Origin of the sequence: Pseudomonas sp. NBRC 111139, assembly GCF_001753955.1 — a bacterium.
In the GTDB taxonomy this organism is placed as follows: Bacteria; Pseudomonadota; Gammaproteobacteria; order Pseudomonadales; family Pseudomonadaceae; genus Aquipseudomonas; species Aquipseudomonas alloputida.
In genome coordinates, this window is the sequence record NZ_BCBP01000049.1 from 47,142 (window position 1) to 63,305 (window position 16,164).

The window sequence follows — 16,164 nt, forward strand, 5'->3', positions numbered from 1 at the left end:
AGGCCTTTTCGCGGGCTTGTGCCAATACATGATTCAGGATGTTCACCCATGCACGACAGCAACAGCCTCAAGGACTACCCCCAGGTACGGCAACTGGCAATCCGCTCGCTGTTCGAGATCATCGAACAATCCAGCGAAGGCACGGTGATCGTCGACCGCCAGGCGCGCATCGTCTGGATGAACGAACGCTACGCTCGGCGCTTTGGCCTGGCCGACGCTGCCAGTGCCATCGGCCAGCCGTGCGAAACAGTGATCCCCGGCAGCCTGATGCGCGACGTGGTGAGCAATGGCCGCCCCATCCTGCTGGACATGCTCGACACGCCGAACGAGCCGTTGGTGGTCATGCGCCTGCCCATCCACGATGACCAGGGCGCGCTGATCGGTGCCATTGGCTTTGCCCTGTTCGACGAACTGCGCAGCCTGTCGCCGCTGCTCAAGCGCTACGCCAGCATGCAGCAGGAACTGGCCTCGACCCGCTCGCAACTGCGCGCCCGCCAGGCCAAATACAGCTTCGCCCAGTTCGTAGGCAGCAGCGCGCCCAGCCTGGAAGCCAAGCGACGCGCCCGGCGTGGCGCCGGCAGTGATTCGCCCGTGTTGCTGCTGGGCGAAACCGGCACCGGCAAGGAGCTGCTGGCCCACGCCATTCACGCAGCGTCAGCACGGGCACACAAAGCCTTTGTCAGCATCAACAGCGCCGCCATCCCCGAGACGTTGCTGGAAGCCGAATTCTTCGGCACCGCGCCGGGTGCCTTTACCGGCGCTGACCGCAAAGGCCGCAGCGGCAAGCTGCAACTGGCCGAAGGCGGCACGCTGTTCCTCGACGAGATCGGCGACATGCCGCTGGCCCTGCAGAGCAAGCTGCTGCGGGTGTTGCAGGAAAAGGAATACGAACCGGTAGGATCGAACCAGATGCTGCGCAGCGATGTGCGCATCATTGCCGCCACCTCCATCGACCTGCAGGCTGCCATGGCCCGCGGGGCCTTCCGCGCCGACCTGTATTACCGGCTGAATGTGCTGCCGATCGAAGTCCCGCCGTTGCGACAACGGCTTGAGGACCTGCCCGCGCTGTGCGAGGCCATATTGGCTGAGCTGGGCAGCCAGTACGAGCTGGAAGCTGAAGCGCAGCAACTGCTGGCCAGGCATGCGTGGCCGGGGAACATTCGCGAGCTGCGCAATGTGCTGGAGCGCGCGACCCTGCTGGCGGATCAGCCCCGGTTGGGGGTGGCGGACCTGCGTGCGGCATTGGGGCCATTGAGCCCGCTGGCTGAAGCGCCCGTCCGACAGCGCTACCGTGACGCGTGCGAGGCCTTTGAACGCAGCCTGATTGCCGGGGCGCTGGCCGAACAGGGAGGAAAAGTCCCAGAGGCCGCGGCAGCCTTAGGGCTGGGGCGGTCGACGCTGTACAAGAAGATGGCGGCACTTGGTCTCTGATTGGAGACTTTTGTTTCTGATTTGAGATTGCCGCCAGAGGTGCGCCCTTTATCACAGGCAAGCCAGCGATGGGCTGTAACGCAGCCCCTGGCGTCTCTGAAGGTAGACATAGACTTCTAACAAAACCCTTTAACCCTTACAAATCAGCCAGTTACATAGTTGGCACGATTCCCGCTATCTCCTGTTCAACGATAAAAACAAGACTCACCCAGGAGACCCACCCCGATGACCGTGCTCATCGCACTCGCCGCTTTGGCCTTGCTGATGCTGGCCGCCTACCGCGGTTACAGCGTAATCCTCTTCGCCCCCATCGCCGCCCTCGGCGCTGTGCTGCTCACCGACCCGGCTGCCGTCGCCCCTGCGTTCACGGGGGTGTTCATGGAGAAAATGGTCGGTTTCATCAAACTGTACTTCCCGGTATTCCTGCTGGGCGCGGTGTTCGGCAAGCTGATCGAGCTGTCCGGCTTCTCCCGCTCGATCGTCGCCGCGGCCATCCGCCTGCTCGGCACCCGCCAGGCGATGCTGGTCATCGTACTGGTCTGTGCCCTGCTCACTTACGGCGGTGTTTCGCTGTTCGTGGTGGTGTTCGCGGTGTACCCGTTCGCCGCCGAAATGTTCCGTCAGAGCAATATCCCCAAACGCCTGATCCCGGCCACCATCGCCCTGGGCGCATTCTCGTTCACCATGGACGCCCTGCCCGGCACCCCACAAATCCAGAACATCATCCCCAGCACCTTCTTCAACACCACCGCCTGGGCCGCACCGTGGCTGGGCCTGATCGGCACGCTGTTCGTGTTCCTTACCGGCATGGCCTACCTGCAGCGCCAGCGCAACAAGGCCCTGCGCGCCGGTGAAGGTTATGGCACCGACTTGCGCAACGAACCGGAAACCGCTGCCGACCTGAGCCTGCCCAACCCCTGGCTGGCGCTGTCGCCGCTGATACTGGTGGGGGTGATGAACCTGGTGTTCACCCACTGGATACCACAATGGTACGGCCCCAGTCACAGCCTGCAATTGCCAGGCATGAGCGCACCGGTACAAAGCGACGTGGCCAAGCTGACGGCCATCTGGGCTGTGCAGGCCGCGTTGTTGGTGGGCATCCTGATGGTCCTGGTGTGCGCCTTTGGCGCCATTCGTACACGCCTGGCCGAAGGCACCAAAAGCGCGGTGGGTGGTGCCTTGCTGGCAGCCATGAACACCGCCTCGGAATACGGCTTTGGCGCGGTTATCGCCTCGCTGCCGGGTTTTCTGGTGCTGGCCGATGCCCTGCGCGGCATCCCCAACCCCTTGGTGAACGAAGCCATCACCGTGACCTTGCTGGCCGGCATCACCGGCTCTGCTTCGGGCGGCATGAGCATCGCCCTGGCGGCCATGGGCGACACCTTCATTGCCGCCGCCCACGCGGCCGACATCCCGCTGGAAGTGCTACACCGGGTGGCCGCCATGGCCAGCGGCGGCATGGACACCCTGCCGCACAACGGCGCGGTGATCACCTTGCTGGCGGTGACTGGCCTCACCCACCGCGAGGCCTACAAGGACATTTTTGGTATTACCCTGATCAAGACCCTGGCGGTGTTCGTGGTGATCGCCACGTTCTACGCCACTGGCATCGTCTAAGGAGCATGGCATGACCCTTGAAGGCAAAACTGCACTCGTCACCGGTTCCACCAGCGGCATTGGCCTGGGCATCGCCCAGGTATTGGCCCGGGCTGGCGCCAACATCGTGCTCAACGGCTTTGGCGACCCGGGCCCCGCCATGGCGGAAATGGCCCGGCACGGGGTGAAGGTTGTGCATCACCCGGCCGACCTGTCGGAGGTGATCCAGATCGAGGCCTTGTTCAACCTGGCCGAACGTGAATTCGGCGGCGTCGACATCCTGGTCAACAACGCCGGTATCCAGCATGTGGCACCGGTTGAGCAGTTCCCGCCAGAAAGCTGGGACAAGATCATCGCCCTGAACCTGTCGGCCGTATTCCATGGCACACGCCTGGCGCTGCCGGGCATGCGCACGCGCAACTGGGGGCGCATCATCAATATCGCTTCGGTGCATGGCCTGGTCGGTTCGATGGGCAAGGCAGCCTACGTGGCAGCCAAGCATGGTGTGGTCGGCCTGACCAAGGTGGTAGGCCTGGAAACCGCCACCAGTCACGTCACCTGCAATGCCATTTGCCCAGGCTGGGTGCTGACACCGCTGGTGCAAAAGCAGATCGACGATCGTGCGGCCCAGGGTGGAGATCGGCTGCAAGCGCAGCACGATCTGCTGGCAGAAAAACAACCATCGCTGGCCTTCGTCACCCCCGAACACCTCGGTGAGCTGGTACTCTTCCTGTGCAGCGAGGCCGGTAGCCAGGTTCGCGGCGCCGCCTGGAACGTCGACGGTGGCTGGTTGGCCCAGTGACGGGCGGCCTGGGCCTGGCAACGGTCCCGCATTCGTTTATCAGCAAGGAGGCCTTATGCGCCCTACCCCAATGACCGCGATTCTGGCCCTGAGCCTGGCCGCCGCCGCACCTGCGATGGCCGCCAGCCTGAAGGACATCGCGCCCTACCCCGAGGCGGAAAAAGGCTTCACCCGGCAGGTTATCCACCTGCCGGCCCAGGCCGACGAGTCGGCCTATAAACTGGAAATCCTGGCTGGCAAGACGCTGCAGGTCGACTGCAATCGTCAGCGCCTGGGCGGCAACCTGGAAGCACGCACCCTGGAAGGCTGGGGCTACGATTACTACCGCCTGGACAACGTCAGCGGCCCGGCCAGCACGCTGATGGCCTGCCCGGACAGCAAGAAGACCGAGGCCTTCGTGCCGGTGGTCGGCGATGGCTTCCTGCTGCGCTACAACAGCAAGCTGCCGGTGGTGGTGTATGTGCCCAAGGATGTCGAAGTGCGTTACCGCGTGTGGTCGGCATCGCAGGATGTGCAGAAGGCTAAAGTAGAGTAGGCAGGACCGCTTTCTCTGCAGGGTCAGCCTCTTCGCACCACAAGGCTGATCCTGCCCTGAGCCTGTTTTTGTTCCGGTAAAGGAGATTCGGCATGAACGATGTGCTCTGGCGCCCGTCCACAACGCAGATCGAGGCCAGCCGGATGGATGCCTTCCGCCGCCGGGTCAACCTGCGCTACAACCTGCAACTCAACGACTACCAGGCCCTGCACGGCTGGAGCATCGAACAGCGCCCCGCCTTCTGGCAAACCCTGGCCGAGTATTTCCACGTTCATTGGCATACTCCGCCCAACCAGGTGCTCAGCGAAGGGCCGCAAATGCCCGATGCGCAGTGGTTCGCCAATGCCACCCTGAACTTTGCCGAACACCTGCTGCGCCGCCGCGACGACCGCCCGGCCGTGGTCGCCGTGCGCGAAGACGGCCAACGCGAAGTGTTTACCCATGCCGAACTGGCCGCACAGGTGGCCGGGCTGCAAACGGCATTCAAGGCTGCAGGTATCGTCCCGGGCGACCGGGTAGCCGCCATCATGCCCAACACCTGGCAAACACTGGTGGCCATGCTCGCCTGCACCAGCCTTGGCGCGGTCTGGTCTACCTCCTCGCCCGAGTTTGGCGTGCACGGCATCATCGACCGCTTCGGCCAGATCGAACCCAAGCTGCTGATCGTCTGCGCCGGTTACGAGTATGCTGGCAAGGCCATCGACCAGGTGACCAAGGTCAACCAGGTGTGTGCGCAGTTGCCTGGCCTGGAGCAACTGATCGTGGTGCCCCATACCCGCAAAGGCACGCGTGCCGACGAATTCCAGGCAGCCAACGTCAGCCTGTGGGATGACTTCTTCCAGCCCGGCGGCGAGCCCCGTTTCACCCCGCTGCCGTTCGACCACCCGCTGTACATCCTCTATTCCAGTGGCACCACTGGCGTCCCCAAGTGCATTGTCCATCGCGCCGGAGGCGTGCTGTTGCAGCACCTCAAGGAACACGGCCTGCACAACGACCTGAAGGCCGATGACGTGCTGTTCTACTACACCACCTGCGGCTGGATGATGTGGAACTGGCTGGCCAGCGGCCTGGCGGTGGGTGCCACGCTGGTGCTGTACGACGGCTCGCCGTTCCACCCAGGCCCCGGGCGCCTTCTGGACCTGATAGAGGCCGAGGGTATCCACGCTTTCGGTACCAGCGCCAAGTACCTGGCGGCGCTTGAGCAGGCAGGCCTGGAACCTGCCACCAGCCACTGCCTGACCAGCCTGCGGCTGCTGCTGTCCACCGGCTCGCCGCTGTCACCGCACAGCTATGACTATGTGTACGACAAGATCAAGGCCGACCTGTGGCTCGTGTCCATGTCGGGCGGTACGGACATTGTCTCCTGCTTCGTGCTGGGCAACCCGACCCTGCCTGTGCGTCGTGGCGAAATCCAGTGCAAGGGCCTGGGTATGGCGGTGGAGGTGTGGAACGAGCAGGGTCAGCCCGTGGTGGACGAAAAAGGCGAGCTGGTGTGCACGCGCAACTTCCCCTCGATGCCACTCGGTTTCTGGAACGACCCGGACGGTCGCCGTTACCACGATGCCTACTTCAGCCAGTTTCCGGGTGTGTGGGCCCAGGGCGACTACGCCGAGCAGCGTGCCAGCGGGGGCATGGTGATCCACGGTCGCTCCGACGCCGTGCTCAACCCGGGCGGCGTGCGCATTGGCACGGCGGAGATCTACCGCCAGGTGGAAAAAGTCGAACAGGTCGTGGAAAGCGTGGCCATCGGCCAGGACTGGAACGGGGATGTGCGGGTGGTGCTGTTCGTGCGCCTGCAAGACGGCCTGCAGCTGGATGAAGCCTTGCGCCAGCACATCCGCCAGGTGATACGCCAGTACACCACGCCCCGCCATGTGCCGGCGGTGATCGCCCAGGTCAGCGACATACCGCGCACCATCAGTGGCAAGCTGGTGGAACTGGCGATTCGCGATGTGGTGCATGGGCGGCCGGTGAAGAACACCGATGCCCTGGCCAACCCGGAGGCGCTTGATCAGTTTCGCGATCGCGCTGAGCTGAAGAGCTGACATTCATCGCGGCCATTTGGGCGCGATCGCTTCAACGGGATTCAATCAGGCATAATGCCGCCTTTTTCCCCGATGCACAGGTAGCCCATGAAAGCCCAAGCCCGCCACATACTGGTCAAGACCGCTGACGAAGCCGAAAAGCTCAAGCAGCGCATCGCCAACGGTGAGGCTTTCGACGTGCTCGCCAAAAAGTGCTCTCTTTGCCCATCGGGCAAGCGCGGTGGTGACCTGGGCGAAATTCGCCCCGGGCAGATGGTCGGCGCCATCGACCAGGTGATCTTCAAGAAGCCTTTGCGTGTGGTACACGGGCCGATCAAGAGCAAATTCGGCTACCACCTGGTGCAAACGTTCTACCGCGACTAACGCGCTAGCCCTTTGCCACCTGACATTTTTGCCAGTTGTGGTCGTGACGCACTCCTCTATACAACCCCGGTAACCCTGTGCACCACGCGTGGTGCGCAGGTTTCCCTGGTGAATGGAGGTTTTCCTGATGCGTCTACGCCTGATGCTGACCCTGGGTTCGCTCCCGCTGCTGGGCATGGTCACGCCCGCCCAAGCAAATTGCACCTTCGCACCCGGCCCGGGTAACGACACTTACACCTGTGACAGCGGCACCGCACCCGCGTTGGTGGACAGCAGCGGCGATAACCGCCTGGTATTCCCGGCATCCGGTAGCGGCGCCATTACCGGCGACGTAACCTTCGGCGCCGGCAAAGACAGCATCGACATGGGCTCTGGCAGCATCGGCGGCAACGTCAACCAGGGCGCCGGCATCGATGACTTCGTCATGAGCGGCGGCGTCATCGAAGGCAACCTCAACCAGGGTGATGGCCTGGACACCTTTCACATGAGCGGCGGCTGGATCAGGGGCACGTTCGACAGCGGCGACTATGCCGAAATGGACGACGGACGTATCGGCAACGTCAACATGCGGCTGGACGAGAACACCTTCATCATGCGTGGCGGCAGCGTCGACCGGAATGTCATCACGGCCTTCGACAAGGACTACATCGAAGTCTTCGAGGGCAACATCGGTGGCAACATCAGCGTCAGCGGTGGCGACGACCAGGTGCTGGTACACGGTGGCCAGGTTGGCGGCGATGTGTTGCTGAGCTCTGGCAACGACCGCTTCACCTGGGACGGAGGCCGTATTGTCGGGCGCGTGGATGCCGGCCCAGGTGATGACACGGCACTGCTCAAAGGCCTTACGCCCGAGGTGCTGAGTATCACGTTGGACGGCGGCGAAGGTAACGACAGCCTGACGTTCGATGCCAGCCAGCCGGCAGGCGGTGCCCACTATGTGAACTGGGAACGCGTGGCGCTGAACAACGGCAGCCGGCTGGCACTGGATGACACGCTGGTACTGGGCGACAGCAACAGCAGCACGGGCAGCCTCGCCCTCGACGCCAGCAGCCGCATCACGTCACGCCAAGGGGTGATCACTGCGTTTGCCCCAGGCCAGCGCGCCGCAATCAGCAACGCAGGCACACTTGACCTCACCGCCGGCAATGATGCCATGGGCCGCTTGCGCATCGAGGGCGATTACACCGGCATCAACGGCACCCTGCGCCTGAACAGCGTGCTGGCCGGCGATGGCGCTGCTTCCGATCGCCTGGTGGTCAGCCGCGGCGCCATCGCCGGCTCTACCCAGGTGCTCATCAACAACCTCAACGGCGCAGGTGCGGCGACGGCGCAGAACGGCATCCAGGTGGTCGAAGCCCGTGACGGCGCCACCAGCACGGCCACCGCCTTTGTACAGACCCAAAGGCTATCGGCCGGAGCCTACGACTATCGGCTGTTCAAAGGGGGCGTCACTGCCGGCAGTGAAAACAGCTGGTACCTGCGCTCGACGCTGGTTGCGCCACCCGCCCCAGCCCCTGTGCCGGCACCGGGCGAGCCGCCCGTGATCGCCCCGGCCGTCACCCCGCCCGTCGCTGCGCCAGCGCCCGGCCAGGCCGAGCTGCCGGCGCCGGTGCAGGGCCAAAGCCTGCCGCTGTACCGCCCCGAGGTCCCGGTGTATGCCGCCGCGCCACGGGGTGCCGCGATCATCGCCCGTCAGGCATTGGGCACCTTCCACCAACGCCAGGGCGACCAGCTGTTACTGCAGGGTGAAAGCGCCCTGCCCGCCAGCTGGGGGCAAGCCTACGGCGGCACGCTGCGCCAGCAATGGAGCGGCACGGTCAGCCCGAGCCTGGATGGCGACCTGTACGGTTTCAAGGTGGGCCAGGACCTGTATGCCAAGGTTGGCGAGAACGGTTACCGCCAGCATGTCGGTATCTACGTAAGCCATAGCCGCCTGGACGCCGACGTCAAAGGGTTTGCCCTGGCCGTTCACGACCGCAGCGTGGGCGACCTGAAACTCGATGGCGACAGCGTGGGCACCTACTGGACGCTGGTCGGGCCACAGGGCGCGTACCTGGACGCGGTGTTGCAATACACCCGCCTGGATGGCCGCGCCCGCTCCGAGCGTGGCGACACGCTGAACCTCGACGGCCACGCCTGGACAGCTTCACTGGAATCGGGCTACCCCATCACCCTGTCCGAGCGCTGGCGCGTGGAACCGCAAGCTCAACTGATTGCGCAAAAGGTCACGCTGGACAGCGCCAGCGACAGCGTCTCGCGCATCCGTCATGACGCCCAGGTCGAGCTGACCGGCCGCTTGGGCCTGCGCCTGGAGGGTGCGTTCACGGGGAGCAGCGGGCGCCTGTTGCAGCCCTATGCGCAGGTCAACCTGTGGCACGGCGACGGTGGGCGCGACACCTTGAGCTTCGATGACGCAGACAAGATCAAGACCGATTACCGCTATACCTCAGTGCAACTGGAAAGCGGTGTGGTCGCGCAGGTCAACGAAGCGCTGAGCCTGCATGGCGGCGTGCAGTACACCGCCAACCTGGACAGCCGCCAGCAGGAAGCCAGCGGCGTTAACCTGGGCGTGCGCTGGCAGTTCTAGCGGCGCGCAGCCAGCAGACCGAGGCCCGCGCAACCCAGCAAGGAAGCGCTGACCCGGTTGAACATCCGGCGTGGGCCGGGCTGGCTGAACCAGCGCTGCATGTAGGCGCCCAGGCCTGAGTAGATGGCAATGGCCGCCCATTCCAGCAGCAGGAACAACACACCCAGCCAAAGGAACTGCTCACTCACCGGGGTGCTGCTACCGACCGAGACGAACTGCGGCAGGAAGGCGGTGAAGATCAGGATGGCCTTGGGGTTGCCGGCCGCCACCCAGAACTCCTGGCGCGCCAGGCGCCAAGTGCCGCCTGGGTGATCGCTTGCCACCACGGCCTCGCTCACAGGTGCGCGCCACAGTTGCCAGGCGATGTAGAACAGGTAGGCCGCGCCCACCACCTTGATGGCCAGGAACAGGTATTCGCTGGTATGCAACACCACTGCCAGGCCCATCGCTGCCAGGGCGATCATGCCGCAGAAGGCAAGGATACGGCCGGCGCCGGCCACACAGGCGGTGCGCAGGCCGTAACGGCTGGCGTTGTGCAGTGACAACAGGTTGTTGGGCCCTGGCGCCATGTTCAAGGCAAAGCAGGCAGGGATGAAAAGCAGCAGGCTTGAAAGGTCCATTCTCGTTTTCCTCTGACAACAGCCCTCTATTTCGGCGCGTTCCGGGCCCTGCGGTCAAGTAACAGCCAGCGATAAAAACTGTACGGGTGCGCGGCACCTGTTACCCTGCCGACAATACCGAGGAGCCTGTAATGCCCCGTTCCCACGCCGCCCTGTGGCGCGACCCGGCCCTGGCACATGTCGAAAGCCGGCGCGCCTGCCACAGCCGGGCCTGCTACAAGGCCCACAGCCACCCGACGTTTTCCATCGGTGCGGTGGATGCTGGCCGCAGCCATTTCACCGGGGCTGCCGACGGGCAGCATCACTTGGCGCCCGGCACGCTGGTACTGGTCCCGGCCCACCGCGTGCATGCCTGCAACCCGGCCCCCGGCCTGGCGTGGAGCTATCAGATGCTGCATGTGGATGCCGACTGGCTGACGCAGTTACGCCTGGAGTCGGGCTTTGGCGGTATCGAAGCCGGCGAACCGGTGCGTATCTGCAGGGAGGCTGAGGTATATCGGCAGTTCTGCGCACTGAACAGGTTACTGTTTTCCAGTGCCTGCAACGGCGAGAAAGATGCGGCGCTGATTGCCTTTCTGGGGGACCTGGACGTTGCCGCGCACCCACCGCTGGCAGCGGCCCCCGTCCTGAAAGCCGCCACCTTGAACGGGTTGCTTGCACGCATCGAACACCAGGACCCTGCGCAATTGAGCCTGGAGGTATTGGCGCGGGAGGCCGGGCTTGGGCGCTATCAACTGATCCGCGCGTTTCGAGCGGCTACCGGGTTTACCCCGCATGCCTACCTGCTCAATGCCCGGGTCAATCGCGGGCGGCAACTGTTGAGTGAAGGGCTGGCCCTGGCGGAAGTGGCCTACCAGCTTGGCTTTGCTGACCAAAGCCATTTCCAGCGAGTGTTCAAGGCCCATGTGGGGGTTACGCCGGGGCAGTACCGCGGAAACTGAAGGCTGCTGCAGGTGCAATATTGTTCAATACGCCAGAATGGGCCCGGCAGCAGACTGCGGTTTTTCCGCAGAGCCGCCCCCAATGCAACAATTCATGATCATCGCCCTGGCCCACTTTCTTGCCCTGCTCTCACCTGGCCCGGACTTTTTCCTGGTCGCACGCAACGCGATCAACAGCGGCTGGCGCATCGCCAGCGGCGCCTGCCTGGGCATAGCGCTGGCCAATGGCGCGTTCATTGTCATCGCCTTCACCGGGCTTTCGGTACTGCAGCAGGGCAGCCTGCTGTTCACCACCCTGCAACTGGCCGGCGCCAGCTACCTGCTGTACATCGGCGTGCTGTTCCTGCGCCATGCCGGGCAAACCAGCCTGGGCTCAGTCGCCGGCAGCCAGCGGGTGCATGGCTGGTGGCGCAGTTTGGGCATGGGCTTCCTATCCGGCATCCTCAACCCCAAGAACGCGCTGTTCTATGCCAGCCTGGCCAGCATGGTCGCCAGCGTCAGCCCCGGCTGGAAAACGGCCTACGCCCTATGGATGTTCAGCATCGTCCTGCTCTGGGACTTGCTGGTCGCCGTGGCCATCGGCAACCAGCGGGTACTGCGGCGATTCGCTCGCAGCCTGCCGTGGCTGGAGCGGGCCTCGGGGGTCATGCTGGTGATGTTGGCGGGGGCGTTGTTGCTGCATCTGGCTCTGGGCTGACCCGTTGCAAGGTGCGCATGTCGACCAAGGTGAAATGACCGCTGGCCCAGCCCCCCGTGTCCAGGTGCCACACATTGCCTAGCAGCTTGGCCTCCAGCACCGGGGTGTGGCCGACCAGCAGGGCTCGCAGGCCCTGCACCGGTTGGGTGTCTCCCTCTTTAAGGCGCCGACGCGACCACTGGCACACTTGGCGCACCTCAGGGTCGTCATCCAGCTCCAGCCAGGAGCGTAAGACTGCCCAGTCGGCAAACGGGCTGTCGGCATGCAGCAGGCCTACCAGACCGTCCGCACTCTCCACTTCCATGGCAATCGGCAACTGCTCGAAACGCTCCACGAAACGCAGTTGCTCGCGCCGCGGCAAGTCGAGGAACCACCCCCCCCCGGCGGCGCGGTACATGCCCAGGTCGAGCCGCCCACCGCGCACGCGGGTGATTGCCAAGGCCTCATGATTGCCCTGGACGGCATGGAACCAAGGCTGTGCCAGCCATTCCAGCGCTGCCTCGCTGTGCGGCCCACGGTCGACCAGGTCACCTACGCTGAACAGGCGGTCCACCGCCGGATCGAACCCTACCGCATCCAGGCATTGCTGCAGGCGCTGGAAGTGGCCATGGATATCGCCCACGGCCAGATCCCGTCCCCGGATATTGGCGATCATCCGCCGAAACCGTGCCATTACAGTGTTCCTCCGCTGGTAGCACCCTGCCCGGCTTCGCGCGGGCCGTGCGCATGGCGCTGTCACTGGACAGCATGGCACAAGGTACCGTGGCTGCGCAGGTCGGGGGGCGTTTTGCTACGCACCCCAGGCTTCCTGAAAAACCCTTCACTGGAACAGGCGTTGGTGCCGATAGTATGCTCGGCACGTCAATCTTCACCAGGGAATGGTTCTGATGAAACTGTGCGCCGTACAACTGGCGTCGCTCAAGGGCGATTTGCCAGGCAACCTCCAGCGCCATCTGGTTTGCATCGAGCAGGCCGCGGCCCTGGGTGCCGAACTGGTGGTGTTCCCCGAGCTGTCGCTGACCGGCTATGAGCCGAGTGTGGCGCGCCAGGCCGCCCTGCCCGTCACCTCCGCGCGCCTGGACCCGCTGCAGGCAGCCTGCGACCGCTTGGGCATTACCGTTGCCGTGGGCCTGCCATTGCCGACGCCCGACGGCATACGCATCGGCATGCCCATCTTCTGCCCTGAGGCGCCGCGCCAGGCCTATGCCAAGCAGCGCTTGCATGATGATGAGCTGCCTTACTTCACCCCAGGTGATCAGGCATTGCTGCTGGAGGTGGGTGAACACCGGGTGGCACCGGCGATCTGCTACGAATCGATGTTCATGGCGCATGCCGCCGTGGCCCGCGAGCGCGGTGCCGACCTGTACCTGGTCAGCGTTGCGAAAACCGCCAAGGGTATCCGCGAGGGATATGCGCACTACCCAGAGGTGGCACGTGAGCTGGGCATGCCGGTGTTGATGGCCAACTGTGTGGGGCCGGCCGACACCTTCATCGGTGCTGGCGGTTCTGCAGCATGGGACAGCCAGGGGCACTTGCTGGCCAGCCTGGATGACCACAGTGAAGGGCTGATCGTACTCGACACCCGCAGTGCCAGCGCGATCACCCTGCCCTTGGCCCCGTACCTTGCATGATCTATCTGTTTCTAGCGTTGCTGAGTTACGCCTGCACCTACTGCCTGGTCGGCTTGCTGATTCAGGGTCAACTTGCCGATGTGGCCGAGGGCTTGCGCCATCGGCCCGATGCGCCTACGCCCGGCGAGTACCTGCGTGAGGTCGAGCCCCGCGCACGTCAGGCCCGGCGGCAATACACCCTGATCGCCGGCTCGGTGCTGGCCGTGCTGGCCTGCCTGATCGCCAGCGGGTTCGGTTGACGCCTTACAGGTCCAGCGGCAGGCTTTGCCGCCCTTCCAGCGCCAACAGATACTGCTTGGCCGGCAGGCCACCAGCAAAGCCGGTCAGGCTGCCCGACGCGCCGATTACCCGGTGACAGGGGGCGATGATCGAAATCGGGTTGCGGCCATTGGCAGCGCCAACCGCGCGTACCGCCCTGGGGTTGCCGAGCTGCCGGGCAATATCGCTGTAGCTGCGGGTTTCGCCGAACGGTATCGCCAGCAATGCGGCCCACACCTGGCGCTGGAACTCAGTACCGGCAAAGTCAAGCGCCAGCTCGAAACGCTGGCGCTTGCCGTCAAAGTACTCGCCCAGCTGGCGCGCGGTTTCCCGCAGTACCGGGCACTGGTCGTCCCGGTGCAGTGCGCCCAGGCGAACGCGGTTTTCCCGCTCCTCTTCCCACAATACGGCTGCCAGGCAATTGCCACGGGCCACAAGGGTCAGCATACCGACAGGCGATGGCATGATCGTGAATGCGCTGGACATAGCGGGCTCCTGCAAGTTGCGATCGGCCCACTGTACGCATCCACAGTCCTTGATGCACCCGCTTTCTTGCTCAGTTCATTGCGCAGCCGGCAATGTGCCGCGCCTGGCTGAGCGTGACCTTGGGGATCAGCTCAGCGGGAATGCGCGATGTTGCCGATAGGTTGTAGACGTGGAAATGCTCGCTGACCACTTCCCTGGCCATCAGCTTCAACGACGGCAGGATGCGGCTGTCCCAATGTTGGTCGAGCCCGCACGGCGAAGACGGGCCCTGGCCGTCCTCGTAAAAGCGCCCGACGCTCTGGTCGAGGTCTACCCCCACCAGCAACACGTCCTCGAAGCCCAGGTGATAGGCCAACTGCAAGGCCACATAAGCCACCGTGCGGGCATCGAAAAAGCCATGGGCGAGGTCTTTACTGAAGGCGATCGAGCGGCTGCGTTTGCTCCACAGTGCCCGGTTGCACACGCAACTGTCACCCTGGCCGCGCAAACCGTCCAGCAGGCTCGGCATATCGGCTTTGTGCAAGGCATAACACTGAGTGTGGGCTGGCACATCAGCACGCGCATACTGCTCTGGCCACAGGGCCAGGCGTTCGCTGTCGCGCATGGCAGTGGCGAACAAGGCCGGCTGTTGCTGGCAAAAGCTTTTGTCGGTGCACACGTAGAAGAAGGGTTTGATGCCGTGTTCGGCGGTCATGGCGACCGACCCATTCATGGCGATGATGGGCAAGTGCGCAAACTCGCCCAGCGGAAAATGTTTGGCAGAAGCGCCGGAGGCGAGGATCACCACGGGGCCCTGCTGGGAATTGCGACACGCCTCGAAACCGGAGAACGCCCCGCGTTCAGCGCTTGGCTGCGACGGAAGTATGTTCATCAATGGCATCTTTAACCGGACAGTACAAACCACAATACTGATCCGTGTATATGCCGTGGCCGCTTTTACCTAACTTTACCTGGGTGAACTTAAGTCAACCGCCATTCCCTTGTTTGGCGGGGTTTCAGCCTGGCTAATACCGGCTGGTCCAACTGCTATAACAGACCACCCCGGTGAAAAAGTGTTCCCCTGGTGCGATTCAGGAATAGCGATGACCATTACCGAGGCGACCGATGGTTGCCAAGTGCCTTTCGTCATGAGCCTGCTTGATGCTTGCGATCGGTGAGACTAATACTTAAATCTCTGCCTGGGGAGGCACGAAAAATGCAACCAAGATTCGTTATCGTTCCCGCTGTGCCGATCGAAAAGGAATCGTTCCGCGTTGGCAGCCGCTACTACGCCGCTACCGTGTGTGGAGGGTTCGACATTTATGACAATCAGGCAAAGGAGCGGCTCAAGCCGAGCTATCCGAGCCGCACGGAGGCACAGGTGAAATGCGAGCATTTGAACAAGCGGGATGAGTTGGGGTAACTGCAGGAGATCGGGGCGGCTCAACCCGCTCGGGGCACGGGTTCAATCCAGGCATTGCTTGGCAGCCTGGCGTAATTTGTCGCCAGACAGAAAGCTGCCCTTGTAGAAGGTCGCGCGGCTGCCCTCGTGAGCGTCAACCACATCAAGCACATCGTCGCTTGCCACGGCGCTTGGCGCCGTGAGCCGGTAGCCGTGGGCTATTGACTTCTGCGTGGCCTGTGGGGCCAGCGCCTGCCATTTTGGCAGGACACAGGCGGCGTACTGCTGCGGCGATTTTTTGGTCAGTTTGCTGGCAGTGGGTTTGCCGGGGCTTGCGCAACCGGCGAGGCTGGCAACCAACACAGTGGCGATAAAAATACGAAAGTCTGGCATTTGCAATCGACCGTTATGGATACGCTGCATTCTAACGGGCGTGACGCCGCGTTACTAATCAACCAAAGTCTTGCTGCAGGACGACGCCAAAGCGGGATCAGTGTAGCGCACCTGATATTTCTGCCAGTAGCCGGGGCACGCCGCAACAGTGAAACTCCCGAGGGACATCACACCACGACTCGGCAGGGCTTCATACCATGCAAACGAACGCCAACCACACTCAGTTCTTCTATCAGAACGGCAAGCTCGTCACCCTTAAAACCGGTGAACAGGGCCATAGTATCTTTCGCTCGCCGGACGTCCCCCTTGCCGAGCGACAATCAGACGACACCGACGCCATCGGATTGCTGGCAACTGACGACAAAGGGTCGGTGCTGCAGGTACAGGAGAAAAGCTGA

18 protein-coding genes are annotated in these 16,164 nt (G+C 63.5%); 13 read left to right on the forward strand and 5 right to left on the reverse strand.

All coding sequences use genetic code 11. The features are described from left to right. The first annotated feature begins 48 nt into the window (after positions 1-48). The 7 genes from BJQ17_RS19740 (at position 49) to BJQ17_RS19770 (ending at position 9,359) form a co-directional block, all read left to right on the forward strand. On the forward strand, positions 49-1,431 hold the full coding sequence (locus tag BJQ17_RS19740; RefSeq protein ID WP_070096527.1) for a sigma-54-dependent Fis family transcriptional regulator: 1,383 nt from the start codon (positions 49-51) through the stop codon (positions 1,429-1,431). A gap of 225 nt (positions 1,432-1,656) precedes the next feature. Further along, positions 1,657-3,048, forward strand: coding sequence for a GntP family permease (locus BJQ17_RS19745; protein ID WP_004576648.1), 1,392 nt, complete (start codon positions 1,657-1,659; stop codon positions 3,046-3,048). A 10-nt stretch (positions 3,049-3,058) separates the two neighbouring features. After that, the gene (gene hbdH, locus BJQ17_RS19750) at positions 3,059-3,829 is read left to right on the forward strand and encodes a 3-hydroxybutyrate dehydrogenase (RefSeq protein WP_060544984.1); all 771 of its coding nucleotides are present in this window, start codon (positions 3,059-3,061) and stop codon (positions 3,827-3,829) included. Positions 3,830-3,884: 55 nt separating this feature from the next. After that, positions 3,885-4,364: a serine protease inhibitor ecotin gene (eco, locus tag BJQ17_RS19755; protein ID WP_033725262.1), complete on the forward strand. Its 480-nt coding sequence runs from the start codon at positions 3,885-3,887 to the stop codon at positions 4,362-4,364. Between the two features lie 92 nt (positions 4,365-4,456). Next, a complete protein-coding gene (locus BJQ17_RS19760; RefSeq protein ID WP_070096528.1) occupies positions 4,457-6,409 on the forward strand; it encodes an acetoacetate--CoA ligase in 1,953 nt (650 codons plus the stop codon). 87 nt (positions 6,410-6,496) lie between these two features. Further along, positions 6,497-6,772, forward strand: a complete 276-nt coding sequence (locus tag BJQ17_RS19765) for a peptidylprolyl isomerase (protein WP_004576651.1) — start codon at positions 6,497-6,499, stop codon at positions 6,770-6,772. Between the two features lie 112 nt (positions 6,773-6,884). Next, entirely contained in the window at positions 6,885-9,359 is a 2,475-nt protein-coding gene (locus BJQ17_RS19770) for an autotransporter outer membrane beta-barrel domain-containing protein (RefSeq protein WP_070096529.1), read from the forward strand. Here the strand turns inward: BJQ17_RS19770 and BJQ17_RS19775 are convergent. Then, complete coding sequence (locus BJQ17_RS19775) at positions 9,356-9,979, reverse strand: LysE family translocator (protein WP_003248288.1); 624 nt, start codon at positions 9,977-9,979, stop codon at positions 9,356-9,358. The genes BJQ17_RS19770 and BJQ17_RS19775 overlap by 4 nt on opposite strands. 131 nt (positions 9,980-10,110) lie before the next feature. On the opposite strand from BJQ17_RS19775, the gene BJQ17_RS19780 reads away from it, so the two are divergent. Together BJQ17_RS19780 and BJQ17_RS19785 are read left to right on the forward strand one after the other, a co-directional pair. Beyond that, positions 10,111-10,920 (forward strand): AraC family transcriptional regulator, encoded by an 810-nt coding sequence (locus tag BJQ17_RS19780; RefSeq protein WP_012052433.1) that lies wholly within the window; start codon positions 10,111-10,113, stop codon positions 10,918-10,920. 82 nt (positions 10,921-11,002) lie between these two features. Continuing rightward, complete coding sequence (locus BJQ17_RS19785) at positions 11,003-11,617, forward strand: LysE family translocator (RefSeq protein ID WP_070096530.1); 615 nt, start codon at positions 11,003-11,005, stop codon at positions 11,615-11,617. On the opposite strand, the gene BJQ17_RS19790 is transcribed toward BJQ17_RS19785, so the two are convergent. Beyond that, a complete protein-coding gene (locus BJQ17_RS19790) occupies positions 11,565-12,290 on the reverse strand; it encodes a serine/threonine protein phosphatase (protein WP_070096531.1) in 726 nt (241 codons plus the stop codon). The two genes, BJQ17_RS19785 and BJQ17_RS19790, sit on opposite strands and share 53 nt — an antisense overlap. A gap of 214 nt (positions 12,291-12,504) precedes the next feature. On the opposite strand from BJQ17_RS19790, the gene BJQ17_RS19795 reads away from it, so the two are divergent. Next, positions 12,505-13,248 carry a carbon-nitrogen hydrolase family protein gene (locus tag BJQ17_RS19795; protein WP_070096532.1) on the forward strand — a complete coding sequence of 248 codons (744 nt, stop codon included), beginning with the start codon at positions 12,505-12,507 and terminating at the stop codon, positions 13,246-13,248. Next, complete coding sequence (locus BJQ17_RS19800; protein WP_054888825.1) at positions 13,245-13,487, forward strand: hypothetical protein; 243 nt, start codon at positions 13,245-13,247, stop codon at positions 13,485-13,487. The genes BJQ17_RS19795 and BJQ17_RS19800 overlap by 4 nt, the downstream gene beginning before the upstream one ends. Positions 13,488-13,491: 4 nt before the next feature. On the opposite strand, the gene BJQ17_RS19805 is transcribed toward BJQ17_RS19800, so the two are convergent. Both BJQ17_RS19805 and BJQ17_RS19810 read right to left on the reverse strand, forming a co-directional pair. Continuing rightward, on the reverse strand, positions 13,492-13,992 hold the full coding sequence (locus BJQ17_RS19805; protein ID WP_070096533.1) for a methylated-DNA--[protein]-cysteine S-methyltransferase: 501 nt from the start codon (positions 13,990-13,992) through the stop codon (positions 13,492-13,494). Positions 13,993-14,062: 70 nt separating this feature from the next. After that, the gene (locus BJQ17_RS19810) at positions 14,063-14,863 is read right to left on the reverse strand and encodes a lipopolysaccharide biosynthesis protein (RefSeq protein WP_070096534.1); all 801 of its coding nucleotides are present in this window, start codon (positions 14,861-14,863) and stop codon (positions 14,063-14,065) included. Between the two features lie 324 nt (positions 14,864-15,187). Here BJQ17_RS19810 and BJQ17_RS19815 point away from each other — a divergent pair, with 324 nt between their 5' ends. Beyond that, positions 15,188-15,394, forward strand: a complete 207-nt coding sequence (locus tag BJQ17_RS19815) for a hypothetical protein (protein ID WP_003248274.1) — start codon at positions 15,188-15,190, stop codon at positions 15,392-15,394. Positions 15,395-15,436: 42 nt separating this feature from the next. On the opposite strand, the gene BJQ17_RS19820 is transcribed toward BJQ17_RS19815, so the two are convergent. Then, positions 15,437-15,796, reverse strand: coding sequence for a hypothetical protein (locus BJQ17_RS19820; RefSeq protein WP_019751720.1), 360 nt, complete (start codon positions 15,794-15,796; stop codon positions 15,437-15,439). Between the two features lie 167 nt (positions 15,797-15,963). Between BJQ17_RS19820 and BJQ17_RS19825 the strand changes: the two genes are divergently transcribed. Then, a complete protein-coding gene (locus BJQ17_RS19825) occupies positions 15,964-16,164 on the forward strand; it encodes a hypothetical protein (RefSeq protein WP_003248269.1) in 201 nt (66 codons plus the stop codon).